Here is a 15,857-nt window from a genome sequence, read left to right on the forward strand (position 1 = left end):
TAAGGAAAGCGACCTGGGACCGACGCATTCGGTCCCGGGCGTGGGCGATCGTATAGATGGGCCGGGTCTGTCCCCGAGTCACCCGCCCACCTGCCGCGTAAGCCACAGAAGAGAGACCCACCCATGTCCTGGCTGTCCAGATTCAGCCTCGCGCAAAGGGCCCTGATCGGGCTGATCTCGATCGTCGCGCTCGTATTCGGAGCGATTGCGATCCCGCAGCTCAAGCAGCAGCTGCTGCCCACCATCGAACTTCCGATGGTGTCGGTGCTCGCCCCCTACCAGGGCGCGTCCCCCGATGTGGTCGAGAAGCAGGTCGTCGAACCGCTCGAGAATTCGATCAAGACCGTCGACGGCGTCACCGGCATGACCTCGACCGCCAGCGAGGGCAACGCCGTCATCATGGCGACGTTCGACTTCGGCGACGAGGGCACCAAGCAGCTCGTCGCGGACATCCAGCAGGCGGTGAACCGCGCCCGCATCCAGCTGCCCGACGATGTGGACCCGCAGGTCATCGCCGGCTCGACCGACGACATCCCGACCGTCGTCCTCGCAGTCACCTCCGACAAGGACCAGCAGGCGCTCGCCGACCAGCTGGACCGCACCGTCGTCCCCGCGCTGGAGGACATCGACGGCGTCGGCCAGGTCACCGTCGACGGTGTTCAGGACCTTCAGGTCTCCATCACCCCCGACGACGCGAAGCTCGCGGCGGCCGGACTGAACGCGACATCGCTCGCCGAAGCGCTCAAGGCCGGCGGCGCGACCGTCCCGGCGGGTTCCTTCTCCGAAGCGGGCAAGAGCCGCACCGTCCAGGTCGGCGGCACTTTCACCACCCTGCAGCAGTTCGAGGACCTGCGGGTCACCGGGCAGAAGCCGGCGACGGGCAAGCCCGGGAAGCCGGTCCGGCTCGGTGACATCGCGACGGTGAAGCAGGAGCCGTCCACCGCGGTCTCCATCACCCGTACGAACGGCAAGCCGAGCCTCGCCGTCATGGCGACGATGGACAAGGACGGCAGCGCCGTCGCCATCTCGGACGCCGTCAAGGACAAGCTCCCCGACCTGCGCAAGGACCTGGGCGCCGGCGCCGAGCTGACGGTCGTCTCCGACCAGGGCCCCGCCGTCTCCAAGGCGATCTCGGGCCTGACCACCGAGGGAGCGCTCGGCCTGCTCTTCGCGGTCATCGTGATCCTGGTCTTCCTGGCCTCGCTCCGTTCGACCCTGGTCACCGCGGTCTCCATCCCGCTCTCCGTGGTCCTCGCACTGATCGTGCTCTGGACCCGTGACCTGTCGCTCAACATGCTCACCCTGGGCGCGCTGACCATCGCGATCGGCCGGGTCGTCGACGACTCGATCGTCGTTCTGGAAAACATCAAGCGCCACCTCGGCTACGGCGAGGAGCGCCAGTCCGCGATCACCACCGCGGTGAAGGAAGTGGCCGGCGCGGTCACCGCCTCGACCCTCACCACGGTCGCCGTCTTCCTGCCGATCGGCCTGGTCGGCGGCATGGTCGGCCAGCTCTTCGGCTCGTTCTCGCTGACCGTCACCGCGGCCCTGCTGGCCTCCCTGCTGGTCTCGCTGACCGTCGTCCCCGTTCTGTCGTACTGGTTCCTGCGCGCCCCCAAGGGCAGTGCCGAGGACCCGGACAAGGCCCGCCGTGAGGCCGAGGAGAAGGAAGCCCGCAGCAGGCTCCAGCGGATCTACGTCCCGGTGCTCCGCTTCGCCACCCGTCGCCGCATCACCAGCATCGTCATCGCCGTCGCCGTGCTGTTCGGCACGTTCGGCATGGTCCCGCTGCTGAAGACGAACTTCTTCGACCAGGGCGAGCAGGAAGTCCTGTCCATCAAGCAGGAGCTCACCCCGGGCACCAGTCTGGCGGCCGCCGACGAGGCGGCCAAGAAGGTCGAGAAGGTCCTCGCCGGTGACAAGGGCGTCAAGGACTACCAGGTCACCGTCGGATCATCCGGCTTCATGGCTGCCTTCGGCGGCGGCACGGGAGCCAATCAGGCCTCCTACCAGGTCACCCTGAAGGACTCCGCCGACTACGACGCCACCCAGGACCGCATCGACGAGGCACTGGGCAAGCTCGACGGCATCGGGGACACCACCATCGCAGCGGGCGACGGCTTCGGCAGCCAGGACCTGAGCGTCGTGGTCAAGGCCGCCGACGCGGACACCCTGAAGAAGGCCTCCCAGGAGGTGCGCGCCGAGGTCGCGAAGCTCAAGGACGTCACCGACGTCCAGAGCGACCTGGCGCAGAGCGTCCCGCGTATCTCGGTCAAGGCCAACGGCAAGGCCGCCGACGCCGGTTACAACCAGGCCACGCTGGGCGCGGCCGTCGCCGGCGCCGTGCAGGGCACCCCGTCCGGCAAGGCGATCATGGACGACACCGAGCGTGACGTCGTCATCAAGTCGGCCCACCCGGCCACCACGATGGAAGAGCTGAAGAACCTTCCGCTGGGAGCGGTCAAGCTCGGCTCGATCGCCGAAGTGAAGCTGGTCCCCGGACCGGTCTCCATGACGCGGATCGACGGCCAGCGGGCCGCGACGATCACAGCCAAGCCCACCGGTGACAACACCGGTGCGGTCAGCGCCTCGCTCCAGACGAAGATCAACGCCCTGGACCTCTCGGACGGCGCCACCGCCACCATCGGCGGTGTCTCCCAGGACCAGGACGACGCGTTCATGAAGCTGGGCCTGGCCATGCTGGCGGCCATCGCGATCGTCTTCATGCTGCTGGTCGCCACCTTCCGGTCGCTCATCCAGCCGCTGATCCTGCTGGTCTCCATCCCGTTCGCGGCGACGGGCGCCATCGGTCTGCTCATCGTCACCGACACCCCGATGGGCGTCCCCGCGATGATCGGCATGCTCATGCTGATCGGCATCGTGGTGACCAACGCGATCGTGCTGATCGACCTGATCAACCAGTACCGCGCCCAGGGCATGGGCGTCGTCGAGGCAATCGTCGAAGGCGGCCGTCACCGGCTCCGCCCGATCCTGATGACGGCCCTGGCGACGATCTTCGCCCTCCTCCCGATGGCGCTCGGCGTCACCGGCGAGGGTGGGTTCATCTCGCAGCCGCTGGCCGTCGTGGTCATCGGCGGTCTGGTCAGCTCGACGCTGCTGACGCTGCTCCTGGTGCCGACGCTGTACGCGATGGTGGAGCTCTTCAAGGAGCGCCGCGCGAAGAAGAAGGCCGCGAAGCGTGCCAAGAAGGCCGGCGTCCCGGCCCCGGCCGCCTCGGAGGAGACCTCCTCCGAGGAGCCGGAGCCCGCGAAGGCCTGACCTGCCCGGTACGACGAGAGGCCTGTCCCACGCCAGTGCGTGGGACAGGCCTCTCGCGTTTCCCGCCGTGACGCCTCGCGCATCGCGGTGAGCCGGGGTGCGCGGCAGGCGGACGCCGTCACGCCTGCGGAGAGCGAGGAAACCCGGACTTGCGCAACTGCCGGCCCGTTCCCCCGCACCCGCGCACTGTGAGGACAGCAGGCGTGGGTACGGGGCGTTTGTACGGGAGGGGCACCTCGATGCCAGGACGGACACATGCGGCCGTGTCCGGTCAGGTCCGCGAGGCAGACCCCTACGGCAGCGCCAGCATCCGCTCCAGCGCGAGCTTGGCGTACTTCTCCGTCTCCGGGTCGACCTCGATCCGGTTGACCAGGTTCCCCTCGGCCAGCGACTCCAGCGTCCACACCAGGTGCGGCAGGTCGATCCGGTTCATCGTCGAGCAGAAGCAGACCGTCTTGTCGAGGAAGACGATCTCCTTGTCCTCGGCCGCGAAACGGTTGGCCAGGCGACGCACCAGGTTCAGTTCGGTGCCGATCGCCCACTTCGAGCCGGCCGGGGCCGCCTCCAGGGCCTTGATGATGTACTCCGTCGAGCCGACGTAGTCCGCGGCCGCGACGACCTCGTGCTTGCACTCCGGGTGCACCAGCACGTTGACGCCGGGTATGCGCGCCCGCACGTCGTTGACGGACTCCACCGAGAAGCGCCCGTGCACCGAGCAGTGCCCGCGCCACAGGATCATCTTCGCGTTGCGCAGCTCCTCGGCGGTCAGGCCGCCGTTGGGCTTGTGCGGGTTGTAGAGGACGCAGTCCTCCAGGGCCATCCCCATGTCCCGTACGGCCGTGTTGCGCCCCAGGTGCTGGTCGGGGAGGAACAGCACCTTCTGGCCCTGCTCGAAGGCCCACTCCAGGGCGCGCTTCGCGTTCGACGAGGTGCAGATCGTGCCGCCGTGGTGGCCGGTGAATGCCTTGATGTCCGCGGAGGAGTTCATGTACGAGACGGGCACGACCTGGTCGGCGACACCGGCCTCGGTCAGTACGTCCCAGCACTCGGCGACCTGTTCGGCGGTGGCCATGTCGGCCATCGAACAGCCCGCCGCGAGGTCCGGCAGTACGACCTTCTGGTCGTCGGTGGTCAGGATGTCCGCGGACTCCGCCATGAAGTGCACGCCGCAGAAGACGATGTACTCGGCCTCCGGCCGGGCCGCCGCGTCCCGGGCGAGCTTGAACGAGTCGCCGGTCACATCCGCGAACTGGATGACCTCGTCGCGCTGGTAGTGGTGCCCCAGGACGAAGACCTTCTCACCCAGCTTCTCCTTGGCCGCGCGGGCGCGCTCCACCAGGTCCGGGTCGGACGGGGAGGGCAGGTCACCGGGGCATTCGACGCCGCGCTCGCTCTTGGGGTCGGCGTCGCGGCCGAGCAGGAGCAGGGCGAGGGGCGTCGGCTGGACATCGAGTTCCTGGACGGGGTGGGCCGTGGTCACGTCACGCACCCTTTCTTCTCTGCGGGGGAGCCTTTTCGTCTAATTGACGTTATCTATCATATCCGCTTCACGTCACTTTGACGATGCCGATAGCGTCGATGTGACGCATCCGCCTGCGGGGCCGGTGTGCGAGCATGAATGGAACAGGCAAGCGCTCGGCCCGGAATGAATCCGCGGTCCCGACGGTTGCAACGTCGGCAAGCAGTCTCCGTACAACCCGGGAGAGAAGCAGATGTCCGTATCGGACGAGACCACCACCGTGAGCGACGGCATCCTCCTGTCGGACGCCGCCGCAGCCAAGGTCAAGGGCCTGTTGGAGCAGGAAGGCCGCGACGACCTGGCGCTGCGCGTCGCCGTCCAGCCCGGCGGCTGCTCGGGCCTGCGTTACCAGCTCTTCTTCGACGAGCGTTCGCTGGACGGCGATGTCGTGAAGGACTTCGACGGCGTCAAGGTCGTCACCGACCGGATGAGTGCCCCGTACCTGGGCGGCGCCTCCGTCGACTTCGTGGACACCATCGAGAAGCAGGGCTTCACGATCGACAACCCGAACGCCACGGGTTCCTGCGCCTGCGGCGACTCCTTCAGCTAAACGCGAAGGACGCACGGTAGCGGCGGTACGGCGGCGGCCCCGGGATTCCGATCCCGGGGCCGCCGCCGTACGTGTGCGCGGGTGCGTCAGCCGCGCGGCACCACGGTGCCCGATGCCGCGTCGACCACGTTCCGCTCGCCCAGCGGCTGGTCCAGCGTGACCGTACGGGTCAGCTCCTTGGCGATCATGATGCAGACCTTCCCCTTCTCCGGCTTCGACTCCGTCACGGACACCCGCACGGTGGAGCCGTCCTCGCTCGCGCTCGCCGCGTACGTACTGCAGACGCCGCCCCAGAACGTCACCGAGAGAGTCCGTCCGTCGGCGCTGTACGACTGGATCGTGCCCCCGGACTCCGTCGTCCCGCCGCTGTCCGGGGTCTTCTCCGAGGGGGCGTCCTTCGTCAGGTACTCCGGATCCACCGCGACCTGGGTGACGGTGGCGCCCGTACCGCCGCCCGTGCCCGGCCGGACCGTGAAGATCCAGGACGGCACGAGCAGCTGCTTCCCGTCCACGTAGCGGGCCGCCAGGCCGAAGACCGCCTTGTCGACCGTCACCGTCGTCGTGGCCGGCTCCGCACCGGTCCGCTTGCCGCAGCTCATGCCGGAGGACTTCTCGCCGCCCTCCAGCGGTGCGGGCGTGGCGCAGTCGCCGGTCTTCCGGCCGCTCGGCGGCTGCGCGGCGTTCAGCTGCTTCAGTGCGTCCACCGCGCCGATCACCGGGTAGTCGGCGCCCTTCTCCAGGCCCTTCAACTGCCCGCTGCCGCCGACCACGTCACCCTCGGGGCCCACCTGGATCCCGGTCGCCCAGCCGTACGTCGGCAGTCCGCCCACCACCGGGTCGGCGTTCACCACCCGGACCGAGCCCATCAACTGGCCTGCGTCGAGGGCGGCGTCGTCCTGGCCGACCGCCTTCAACACCGGCACCGCGGCGGCCTTCGCGGCCTTCTCGCTCACCGGTGTACCCGATCCGCCCGGTGCCACGTGCTTGCTCGAACAGACCGTCTCGCTCTCACAGTTGTCCGTGCCGCCGGAACCGTAGCGGGCGAACGTCCAGGTCCCGGGCGCCTGTTTGGTCACCCGCAGTACCGGTCCCGAGCCATCCCCGTCCGAGCCCACCTTCCAGGACGTGCCCTCGGCCCGCGGGGTGCCCTGCGCGCCCAGCGCCTTGGCCAGGCGGGCCACCTCGGACGCCGAAACGGCCCCTTCGGCACGCTGGACGGCCGCCTTGTCCGGGCCGTCCGGCAGGGCGCCGGACGCGCGGTAGACCACCCGGCCGCCATGCGGATCGGGCTCGCCCGGCGCGATGCCCTCCGTCGGGGCCGAGGGCCTGGGGGAGGGTGTGGCCGGTCCGCCGGCCCGTTCGTCGAGTGAGAGAAGTGGGGGAGTGCTGCCGGAGCCGTCGGCTGCGCTGTCCTTGCCGCCGCCGTCGGCCGCGGTCGCGGCCCAGTACGCGCCGCCGCCACCGGCCAGGAGTACGGCCGCCGCCACCGAGGCCACGGCGAGCGGAGAGCGCCGCCGGGGGCCGGTCACATCGTTGTCGGGTCGCTCGGTGCTCACCGGTTCGCTCCTTCGCCTCGTACGCCGGGGCCCGGTATGGGCCCGTCCCGCTGGTGCGGACACCGTTGGGACGGGGCGCGGGCGCACACGGTTCCCTCCTGGGGCGGCCGTTGCGACGAGGAGCCCGGCCGGTCAGTCGCCGTACTCCGCCATCGAGTCGATCAGCCGGGCCGAGGCGGGCGGCACGGTCACGCCGTGAATCAGGGAGGGCGCCACCGGGGTGGCTGCGGTCTTTGTGGGTACCACCCAGTGCGGAGCCATCAGTGCGCAGTCTCCGCGCAGCTCGGCCAGACCGGTCTCGGACTCGCCCGGGGCGATGTTGTTCGACATATCCGCACCGTAGGCACCCCCTGGCTCAGGAGGAAAGCCCTACTATCGGGTAGTTTTTCCCCTTCGCCTGATTGCGGGAACCGGTAGCGTGAGGGGGCCTGATTTTCGGGCGCTCTCACCTGTCACGTCGCCCCGGGAACGCAGACATCGTTTCCCTCGACCTCCGTAGGAGCAGTCTCCCCGTGCGTATCGCAGTCACCGGCTCCATCGCCACTGACCACCTCATGACCTTCCCCGGCCGATTCGCCGACCAACTGGTCGCCGATCAGCTGCACACGGTCTCGCTCTCCTTCCTGGTCGACAACCTGGACGTGCGCCGCGGAGGTGTCGCCGCCAACATCTGCTTCGGCATGGGCCTGCTCGGCACCAGCCCGATCCTGGTCGGGGCGGCGGGCTCCGACTTCGACGAGTACCGCGCCTGGCTCGACCGCCACGGCGTCGACACCGGATCGGTGCGGATCTCCGAGGTCCTGCACACCGCCCGCTTCGTCTGTACGACAGACTCCGACCACAACCAGATCGGCTCCTTCTACACGGGTGCCATGAGCGAGGCCCGGCTGATCGAGCTGAAGGCCGTCGCCGACCGTGTGGGCGGCCTCGACCTCGTCTCCATCGGCGCCGACGACCCCGAGGGGATGCTCCGCCACACCGAGGAGTGCCGCACGCGCGGGATTCCGTTCGCCGCGGACTTCTCGCAGCAGATCGCGCGGATGGACGGCGAGGAGATCCGCATCCTGCTCGACGGCGCCACGTACCTCTTCTCCAACGAGTACGAGAAGGGGCTCATCGAGTCCAAGACCGGCTGGACCGACGCCGAGATCCTCGCCAAGGTCGGCCACCGGGTCACCACCCTCGGCGCCCGGGGCGTGCGGATCGAGCGCGTCGGCGAGGAGCCGATCGAGGTCGGCTGCCCCGAGGAGGAGACCAAGGCCGACCCGACCGGTGTGGGCGACGCCTTCCGGGCCGGATTCCTCTCCGGTCTCGCCTGGGGCGTCGGCCTGGAGCGGGCCGCCCAGGTCGGCTGCATGCTCGCCACCCTGGTCATCGAGACGGTCGGTACCCAGGAGTACACCCTGCACCGCAACCACTTCATGGACCGCTTCACGAAGGCGTACGGCCACGAGGCCGCGGCCGAGGTGCGCACGCACCTCGCCTGAGCCCTTCTGGTCAGGAGAGCCGGCGGACCACGTAGGCCGAGCCCCGGTCCGCCGGCTCCTCACCCACGTACTCCTGCTCGCGCATCGCACACCAGGCCGGGATGTCGAGGCGGGCCGCCTCGTCGTCTGACAGGACCGTCACCGTTCCGCCCACCGGTACCTCCCCGATCACCTTTGCGAGCTCGATCACCGGAATCGGGCAGCGCCTCCCGAGCGCGTCGACGACCAGCGAGGGCGCCGTGGCGGGGGAGGGGGCCGCCGCTGCGGGGGCGGCCGCGGCAGGGGCGCCGAGCTTCTCCCGCACACCCGCCACCGCCGGGGGCAGCACCTCCAGGAAGCGGTCGACGTCCTCGTCCGACGTGCCCGCCGGCAGCGAGACCCGCACATTGCCCTCCGAGAGCACCCCCATCGCCTTGAGCACATGGCTCGGTGTCAGGGTGCTGCTCGTGCAGGACGAACCGGACGATACGGAGAAGCCGGACCGGTCCAGCTCATGGAGCAGGGTCTCTCCGTCGACAAAGAGACAGGAGAAGGTGACCAGATGCGGCAGTCGTCGCACCGGATCGCCGACCACCTCCACATCGGGCACCAGCTCCGGCACCCGGGCCCGGATCCGGTCGACCAGGGCCCGCAGCCGCAGCGACTCCGCGGCCGCCTCCGCCCGCACCGCCCGCAGGGACGCCGCCGCGGCCACGATCGCCGGGATGTCCTCGAAGCCGGCGGCCCGCCCCGACTCCCGTTCGTCCGTGGGGCCTTGGGCCGCGAACCGCACACCCTTGCGCACCGCGAGGAGCCCGACACCGGCTGGACCGCCCCACTTGTGGGCGCTCGCCGTCAGCAGCGACCAGCCGGCCGGTACCGGCCCCCACCCCAGTGACTGGGCGGCGTCCACCAGCAGCGGCACCCCCGCGGCCCGGCAGAGCTCGGCCACCTCGGACACCGGCTGCTCGGTACCCACCTCGTGGTTGGCGGACTGCAGACAGGCCAGTGCGGTGTCCTCGCGCAGCGCGCTCGCGTAGGCCTGCGGATTCACCGCGCCCGTGCCGTCCACCGGGACCTCGGTGAACGAGCCGCCCCCGCTCTCGTGGGTGGCGGCCGAATGGAGGACCGACGAATGTTCGACCGCCGACACCACCAGATGGCGGCCGACACGCCGACGCCCCGCGAGGGCTCCGGAAATACCGGAATGGACCGCCCGCGTGCCCGACGAGGTGAACGTCAGTTCGTCGGGACGGCAGCCGGCGGCCTCCGCGGCCGCCTCCCGGGCCGCGTCCAGCAGCATCCGGGCGCGCCGTCCCTCGCGGTGGAGACGGGCCGGGTCGGCCCAGCCCTCGTCCAGTGCGGCAAGCAGCGCCTGGCGGGCGACGGGATGGAGGGGGGCGGCGGACGCGGCGTCGAAGTAGGGCACCCGACCACGCTAGCCCGGCCACGGGTGCGGCCCGGGACCCGGCCGCCCGGACGGTGGGGAGAGGAGGCGTCAGATGGCGGCCGGAGCCCCGGATTCCACCCCTTCGGGGAGTCGGGCGGCGCGTTGGGCACCCTCCCCGCGCGACCCCAAATAGCGTCCAGTAGGGTTTGGTCCGCATAAACATCCAAACCCCTGCCCGCGTCAGGGCCGGCGACCGACCAGCGAGACGGGCGCGCCGACCGTGCGGGCGAGACTCTCGGGAAGGCGCTACGTGAGTCCCAACGGCTCCGACCGCTTGTCGCGGCGCCCGATGCGGCGGAAGCTGCCGCAGGTGCTGACTGCGGGCCTGGTCCTGGCGACGGCCTCCGGTTGTTCATACAACTGGCAGGATTTTCCCCGCCTCGGTATGCCCACACCGGTAACGGAAGAGGCTCCTCGGATCCTTTCCCTCTGGCAGGGCTCGTGGGCGGCAGCGCTCGCCACGGGTGTCCTTGTCTGGGGACTGATCATCTGGAGCGTCATCTTCCACCGGCGCAGCCGCACCAAGGTGGAGGTACCTCCGCAGACCCGGTACAACATGCCCATCGAGGCGCTGTACACCGTGGTCCCTCTGATCATCGTCTCGGTGTTGTTCTACTTCACCGCGCGAGACGAGACGAAGCTCCTTTCGCTCTCTGCGAAGCCGGCCCACACCATCAACGTGGTCGGCTACCAGTGGAGCTGGGGCTTCAACTACATCGAGAACGTGGACGGCTCCGCCGCCACGGGCAACGAGATCCCCAAGGAGCTCGACGCCATCCCGGACAGGTTCCGCGACCAGTTCCCCAAGGCTGCGGACGGCGTCTACGACGCCGGCATCCCGGGAGACCGGAACCCGCAGAACGGCAACCCCGGTCCGACCCTGTGGCTGCCCAAGGGTGAGAAGGTCCGCTTCATCCTGACTTCGCGTGACGTCATCCACTCCTTCTGGGTGGTGCCGTTCCTCATGAAGCAGGACGTCATCCCGGGCCACACCAACGCCTTCGAGGTGACTCCCAACCAGGAGGGCACCTTCATGGGCAAGTGCGCCGAGCTCTGCGGCGTCGACCACTCCCGGATGCTCTTCAACGTCAAGGTCGTCTCCCCGGAGCGCTACCAGGCGCACCTCAAGGAGCTCGCGAAGAAGGGCCAGACGGGCTACTTGCCGGCCGGTATCGAGCAGACCGACCCGGCCAGGAATGCGGAGACGAACAAACTGTGAGCATCCTCAACGAACCTCAGGGTGCCGCGGCAGCAGACGACTCCTACGAGGACGAGCTGCCGGTCCGGCGCAAGCAGCCGGGCAACGTCGTCATCAAGTGGCTGACCACCACTGACCACAAGACGATCGGCACGATGTACCTGGTCACATCGTTCGCGTTCTTCTGCATCGGCGGACTGATGGCGCTCTTCATGCGCGCCGAGCTGGCCCGTCCGGGCACGCAGATCATGTCGAACGAGCAGTTCAACCAGGCGTTCACGATGCACGGCACGATCATGCTGCTGATGTTCGCGACGCCGCTGTTCGCCGGATTCGCGAACTGGATCATGCCGTTGCAGATCGGCGCGCCCGACGTGGCGTTCCCGCGGCTGAACATGTTCGCGTACTGGCTGTACCTCTTCGGCTCGATCCTCGCGGTGGCCGGCTTCCTCACCCCGCAGGGTGCGGCCGACTTCGGCTGGTTCGCCTACTCCCCGCTGTCGGACGCCGTCCGCTCGCCGGGCGTCGGTGCCGACATGTGGATCATGGGTCTGGCCTTCTCCGGCTTCGGCACGATCCTCGGTTCGGTCAACTTCATCACCACGATCATCTGCATGCGCGCTCCCGGCATGACGATGTTCCGCATGCCGATCTTCGTCTGGAACGTCCTGCTGACCGGTGTCCTGGTCCTGCTGGCCTTCCCGGTGCTGGCGGCGGCGCTCTTCGCGCTGGAGGCGGACCGAAAATTCGGGGCGCATATCTTCGACGCGTCAAACGGCGGCGCATTGCTCTGGCAACACCTCTTCTGGTTCTTCGGCCATCCAGAGGTGTACATCATCGCTTTGCCCTTCTTCGGGATCATTTCCGAAGTGATCCCCGTATTCAGTCGCAAGCCGATGTTCGGTTACATCGGCCTGGTGGCCGCGACGATCTCGATCGCCGGTCTCTCGGTGACGGTGTGGGCGCACCACATGTACGTCACCGGCGGTGTGCTGCTGCCGTTCTTCTCCTTCATGACGTTCCTCATCGCGGTGCCCACCGGGGTGAAGTTCTTCAACTGGATCGGCACGATGTGGAAGGGCTCGCTGTCCTTCGAGACACCGATGCTCTGGGCGGTCGGCTTCCTGATCACCTTCACCTTCGGTGGTCTGACCGGCGTCATCCTGGCCTCGCCGCCGATGGACTTCCACGTCTCGGACTCGTACTTCGTGGTCGCGCACTTCCACTACGTCGTCTTCGGCACCGTGGTGTTCGCGATGTTCTCCGGATTCCACTTCTGGTGGCCGAAGTTCACCGGCAAGATGCTGGACGAGCGGCTCGGGAAGATCACCTTCTGGACGCTGTTCATCGGCTTCCACGGCACGTTCCTGGTGCAGCACTGGCTGGGTGCGGAAGGCATGCCGCGTCGTTACGCGGACTACCTGGCCGCGGACGGATTCACCGCGCTGAACACGATCTCGACGATCTCCTCGTTCCTGCTCGGCCTGTCGATCCTGCCGTTCTTCTACAACGTGTGGAAGACCGCCAAGTACGGCAAGAAGGTCGAGGTCGACGACCCGTGGGGCTACGGCCGTTCGCTGGAGTGGGCGACCTCCTGCCCGCCGCCGCGGCACAACTTCCTCACACTGCCCCGGATCCGTTCGGAATCCCCGGCGTTCGACCTGCACCACCCCGAGATCACGGCGCTCGAGCAGCTGGATCACCTCTCCGAGGGTGACAAGGCCCTCGCCGGTGGCAAGGAGGCGGGCAAGTGAAGGTCCAGGGCAAGATGTTCCTCGGTCTGGCGCTGTTCATCCTCGTCATGGCCATCACGTACGGCGTGTGGTCCAAGGAGCCGGTCGGCACCACCGCACTCGTCCTGGCCTTCGGCCTGAGCGTCATGATCGGCTTCTACCTGGCCTTCACGGCCCGGCGGGTCGACGCACTGGCGCAGGACAACAAGGAAGCCGATGTGGCGGACGAGGCCGGCGAGGTGGGGTTCTTCTCCCCGCACAGCTGGCAGCCGCTCTCGCTGGCGGTCGGGGGCCTGCTCGCCTTCATGGGAGTCGTCTTCGGCTGGTGGCTGCTCTACTTCTCGGCCCCGATGCTCCTCATCGGTCTGTTCGGCTGGGTCTTCGAGTACTACCGCGGTGAGAACCGCACCCAGTGACACCGCTCCACCCGTGACACCGCTCCACCTGACGGGGGGCCCGCACTTCCACGAGAAGTGCGGGCCCCCCGTTTGCAGTCATCCGGCGCGCTGAAACGGATGAATCTTCTTAGCGTGGGTTCATGAACCACACGCCGCGCATCCGTCCTGTCATGAGCTGTGCTCTGCTGGCCGCGACCCTGGTCGCAGGGGCGGCCGCCTGCGGGGAGTCCGACGATCATCCGCTCGCGGCGCAGCCGTACGACGCGGCGGACGAGATCTCCTCCAACGCCCCAGACGGCGGCGAGAAGGCCGATCCGGACAAGCCCCTCGAAGTCAGCGTCGACGGTGACGACGGCCGCATCACCGATGTGACGGCCGTGGACACCGAAGGACGCCATCTGGCGGGCGAACTCGACGCCGACGGCCACCGCTGGCACTCCACGGCCCCGCTCGCCGCAGGGACCCAGTACACCGTCAAGGTCAGCATGGAGGACGACGACGGCGCCCCGGGCAGCCGTACGCTCTCCTTCGAGACCGCAGCGGCAAAGAAGTTCCTGAAGGTCACCTTCGGCCCGCAGGCGGGCACCTACGGGGTCGGACAGCCCGTCACAGCGGTACTCAGCGCCCCGGTCGCCGACAAAGCCGCCCGCGCCACCGTGGAACGGGCCCTGAAGGTGCGCTCCACGCCCGCCGTGACCGGTTCCTGGTACTGGGTCGACGACAAGACGCTGCACTACCGGCCGCAGGACTACTGGCCGGCGAACGCCACCGTCGAGGTCAGCAGCAGCCTGACGGGCATCAAGGTGACCAACGCGCTGTACGGCGCCCCCGCGAAGGCGTTGAAGATCACAACCGGAGACCGGATCGAGGCCATCACCGACGCCTCGGAGCACTCCATGACGGTCAAGCGCAACGGAGAAGTGATCAACACCATTCCGGTGACCACAGGCAAGCCCGGCTTCTCCACCCGCAACGGCGTCAAGGTCGTGCTGGGCAAGGAGTACTACGTACGTATGCGCGGGGAGTCCATCGGCATCGCCGAGGGCTCGGACGACTCGTACGACCTGCCGGTCTACTACGCGACGCGGGTCACCTGGAGCGGCGAGTACGTGCACGCGGCCCCGTGGTCCACCGGATCACAGGGGTCCGCGAACGTCAGCCACGGCTGCACCGGCATGAGCACCAGTGAGGCCGAATGGTTCTTCAACACCGTCCGCGAGGGTGACATCGTCACGGTTGTCGGCAGCGAGGGCGAGACCATGACGCCCTTCGACAACGGCTACGGCGACTGGAACCTGTCCTGGGCCAAGTGGCAGAAGGGCAGCGCGCTGAACAACGACGCCACGCCGGACCGCGTCGACACGGTCCGGGCGGCGCGGCTGCGCCCCGCGGTCTGACGGCCGGGGTGCGCAGCCCCTCGGAGCCACGGCAGGAAGGCGGGGCCTCAGGCCCCTACGGAGAGCCTGCTGCGCAGCAGGGCGGCCAGGGCGTCCGCGAACTCGACCGGCTCGACCGGAAGGGTCACCGCGGCGTCCGCGCGGCTCCAGGTGGCCAGCCAGGCGTCCTGGGGGCGGCCCATCAGCAGCAGGACCGGCGGGCAGCGGAAGATCTCGTCCTTGATCTGCCTGCAGACGCCCATGCCGCCCACGGGGGCCGTCTCGCCGTCCAACACGCAGACGTCGACGCCTCCGTGGTCCAGCGCGTCCAGGACGGCGGGCAGGGTGGCGCACTCCAGGAACTCCACCTGCGGTACGTCCGCAGCAGGCCTGCGCCCGGCTGCCAGCCTCACCTGCTCACGGGTGTGTGCGTTGTCGCTGTAGACCAGGACCGTGGCGGTCGGCTGCATGGTTCCTCCGTGACATCTGTGTCTTCGGGGCTGTCGGGGCACCCGGTGCATGAGGGCTGTCCGATGCGCGGATCGTACTCCGCCCGATGGCCTGTCAGCATCGCCCGGGACAGCGGATCCATGGGCCGTTCGGGGAGGACACACCCCTCTGACACACCGAACGGCACCCCCCGGAGTGAGGGCGGGATAAGCGACCGACATAATGTCGGTCGTGGCGACAGCAACGACAGTAGAAACCGGGCACGCGCACCCGTCGGTCAATCGGCCGAACCTCACCAGCGTCGGAACCATCATCTGGTTGAGTTCCGAGCTGATGTTCTTCGCGGCCCTCTTCGCGATGTACTTCACCCTGCGATCGGTGACCGGACCAGATCACTGGAAGGAAATGGCGTCCGCCCTGAACTTCCCGTTCTCGGCGACGAACACCACGATCCTGGTGCTCTCCTCACTCACCTGCCAGCTCGGCGTCTTCGCCGCGGAGCGGGGCGATGTGAAGAAGCTCCGTGCCTGGTTCGTGATCACTTTCGTGATGGGTTCGATCTTCATCGGAGGCCAGGTCTTCGAGTACACGGAGCTGGTGAAGAAGGACGGCCTCTCGCTGTCCTCGGATCCGTACGGCTCGGTGTTCTACCTGACCACCGGCTTCCACGGTCTGCATGTGACAGGCGGCCTCATCGCCTTCCTGCTCGTCCTGGGCAGGACATACGCAGCCAAGAGGTTCACCCATGAGCAGGCGACCGCAGCCATCGTCGTGTCCTATTACTGGCACTTCGTCGATGTCGTGTGGATCGGCCTGTTCGCCACGATCTACATGATCAAGTAACCGGGCTCGTACCCGAACCACATCATCGACGCAGAAGAT

13 protein-coding genes are annotated in these 15,857 nt (G+C 68.4%); 8 read left to right on the top strand and 5 right to left on the bottom strand.

Annotation, left to right across the window (positions count from 1 at the left end; all coding sequences use genetic code 11):
• Window positions 1-123: 123 nt before the first annotated feature.
• Window positions 124-3,279: an efflux RND transporter permease subunit gene (locus ACIOEW_RS04145; RefSeq protein ID WP_401961122.1), complete on the top strand. Its 3,156-nt coding sequence runs from the start codon at window positions 124-126 to the stop codon at window positions 3,277-3,279.
• Window positions 3,280-3,571: 292 nt separating this feature from the next.
• Here the strand turns inward: ACIOEW_RS04145 and nadA are convergent, their stop codons facing one another.
• Window positions 3,572-4,768: a quinolinate synthase NadA gene (nadA, locus tag ACIOEW_RS04150; RefSeq protein ID WP_401961124.1), complete on the bottom strand. Its 1,197-nt coding sequence runs from the start codon at window positions 4,766-4,768 to the stop codon at window positions 3,572-3,574.
• A 223-nt stretch (window positions 4,769-4,991) separates the two neighbouring features.
• Between nadA and ACIOEW_RS04155 the strand changes: the two genes are divergently transcribed.
• A complete protein-coding gene (locus tag ACIOEW_RS04155; RefSeq protein WP_030970782.1) occupies window positions 4,992-5,348 on the top strand; it encodes an iron-sulfur cluster assembly accessory protein in 357 nt (118 codons plus the stop codon).
• Between the two features lie 86 nt (window positions 5,349-5,434).
• On the opposite strand, the gene ACIOEW_RS04160 is transcribed toward ACIOEW_RS04155, so the two are convergent.
• On the bottom strand, window positions 5,435-6,904 hold the full coding sequence (locus tag ACIOEW_RS04160; protein ID WP_401961126.1) for a hypothetical protein: 1,470 nt from the start codon (window positions 6,902-6,904) through the stop codon (window positions 5,435-5,437).
• 132 nt (window positions 6,905-7,036) lie between these two features.
• Entirely contained in the window at window positions 7,037-7,234 is a 198-nt protein-coding gene (locus ACIOEW_RS04165) for a hypothetical protein (protein WP_362555757.1), read from the bottom strand.
• Window positions 7,235-7,416: 182 nt separating this feature from the next.
• On the opposite strand from ACIOEW_RS04165, the gene ACIOEW_RS04170 reads away from it, so the two are divergent.
• The gene (locus tag ACIOEW_RS04170; RefSeq protein ID WP_362555759.1) at window positions 7,417-8,391 is read left to right on the top strand and encodes a carbohydrate kinase family protein; all 975 of its coding nucleotides are present in this window, start codon (window positions 7,417-7,419) and stop codon (window positions 8,389-8,391) included.
• 10 nt (window positions 8,392-8,401) lie between these two features.
• On the opposite strand, the gene ACIOEW_RS04175 is transcribed toward ACIOEW_RS04170, so the two are convergent.
• Window positions 8,402-9,799 carry an aminotransferase class V-fold PLP-dependent enzyme gene (locus tag ACIOEW_RS04175; RefSeq protein WP_362555761.1) on the bottom strand — a complete coding sequence of 466 codons (1,398 nt, stop codon included), beginning with the start codon at window positions 9,797-9,799 and terminating at the stop codon, window positions 8,402-8,404.
• 271 nt (window positions 9,800-10,070) lie between these two features.
• Between ACIOEW_RS04175 and coxB the strand changes: the two genes are divergently transcribed.
• From coxB to ACIOEW_RS04195, 4 genes are all read left to right on the top strand, one after another.
• The gene (gene coxB, locus ACIOEW_RS04180) at window positions 10,071-11,039 is read left to right on the top strand and encodes a cytochrome c oxidase subunit II (protein WP_362555763.1); all 969 of its coding nucleotides are present in this window, start codon (window positions 10,071-10,073) and stop codon (window positions 11,037-11,039) included.
• On the top strand, window positions 11,036-12,772 hold the full coding sequence (gene ctaD, locus ACIOEW_RS04185; protein ID WP_362555765.1) for a cytochrome c oxidase subunit I: 1,737 nt from the start codon (window positions 11,036-11,038) through the stop codon (window positions 12,770-12,772). Before coxB ends, ctaD begins: the two co-directional genes overlap by 4 nt.
• The gene (locus ACIOEW_RS04190) at window positions 12,769-13,167 is read left to right on the top strand and encodes a cytochrome c oxidase subunit 4 (RefSeq protein ID WP_362555767.1); all 399 of its coding nucleotides are present in this window, start codon (window positions 12,769-12,771) and stop codon (window positions 13,165-13,167) included. Before ctaD ends, ACIOEW_RS04190 begins: the two co-directional genes overlap by 4 nt.
• Before the next feature lie 122 nt (window positions 13,168-13,289).
• A complete protein-coding gene (locus tag ACIOEW_RS04195; RefSeq protein ID WP_401961130.1) occupies window positions 13,290-14,546 on the top strand; it encodes an Ig-like domain-containing protein in 1,257 nt (418 codons plus the stop codon).
• Between the two features lie 47 nt (window positions 14,547-14,593).
• On the opposite strand, the gene ACIOEW_RS04200 is transcribed toward ACIOEW_RS04195, so the two are convergent.
• Window positions 14,594-14,995: a hypothetical protein gene (locus tag ACIOEW_RS04200; RefSeq protein ID WP_148017684.1), complete on the bottom strand. Its 402-nt coding sequence runs from the start codon at window positions 14,993-14,995 to the stop codon at window positions 14,594-14,596.
• 202 nt (window positions 14,996-15,197) lie between these two features.
• Between ACIOEW_RS04200 and ACIOEW_RS04205 the strand changes: the two genes are divergently transcribed.
• Window positions 15,198-15,818 carry a heme-copper oxidase subunit III gene (locus ACIOEW_RS04205; protein ID WP_164399455.1) on the top strand — a complete coding sequence of 207 codons (621 nt, stop codon included), beginning with the start codon at window positions 15,198-15,200 and terminating at the stop codon, window positions 15,816-15,818.
• Window positions 15,819-15,857: the final 39 nt, after the last annotated feature.

This window comes from Streptomyces sp. NPDC087901 (assembly GCF_044742205.1).
Classification (GTDB): Bacteria; Actinomycetota; Actinomycetes; order Streptomycetales; family Streptomycetaceae; genus Streptomyces.

Bases quoted from the DNA above. Each gene is read 5' to 3' on its own strand.
- ACIOEW_RS04145 (WP_401961122.1), top strand. From the start codon at position 124: ATGTCCTGGCTGTCCAGATTCAGCCTCGCGCAAAGGGCCCTGATCGGG.
- ACIOEW_RS04195 (WP_401961130.1), top strand. From the start codon at position 13,290: ATGAACCACACGCCGCGCATCCGTCCTGTCATGAGCTGTGCTCTGCTG.
- ACIOEW_RS04200 (WP_148017684.1), bottom strand. From the start codon at position 14,995: ATGCAGCCGACCGCCACGGTCCTGGTCTACAGCGACAACGCACACACC.
- ACIOEW_RS04205 (WP_164399455.1), top strand. From the start codon at position 15,198: ATGTCGGTCGTGGCGACAGCAACGACAGTAGAAACCGGGCACGCGCAC.
- ACIOEW_RS04165 (WP_362555757.1), bottom strand. From the start codon at position 7,234: ATGTCGAACAACATCGCCCCGGGCGAGTCCGAGACCGGTCTGGCCGAG.
- ACIOEW_RS04155 (WP_030970782.1), top strand. From the start codon at position 4,992: ATGTCCGTATCGGACGAGACCACCACCGTGAGCGACGGCATCCTCCTG.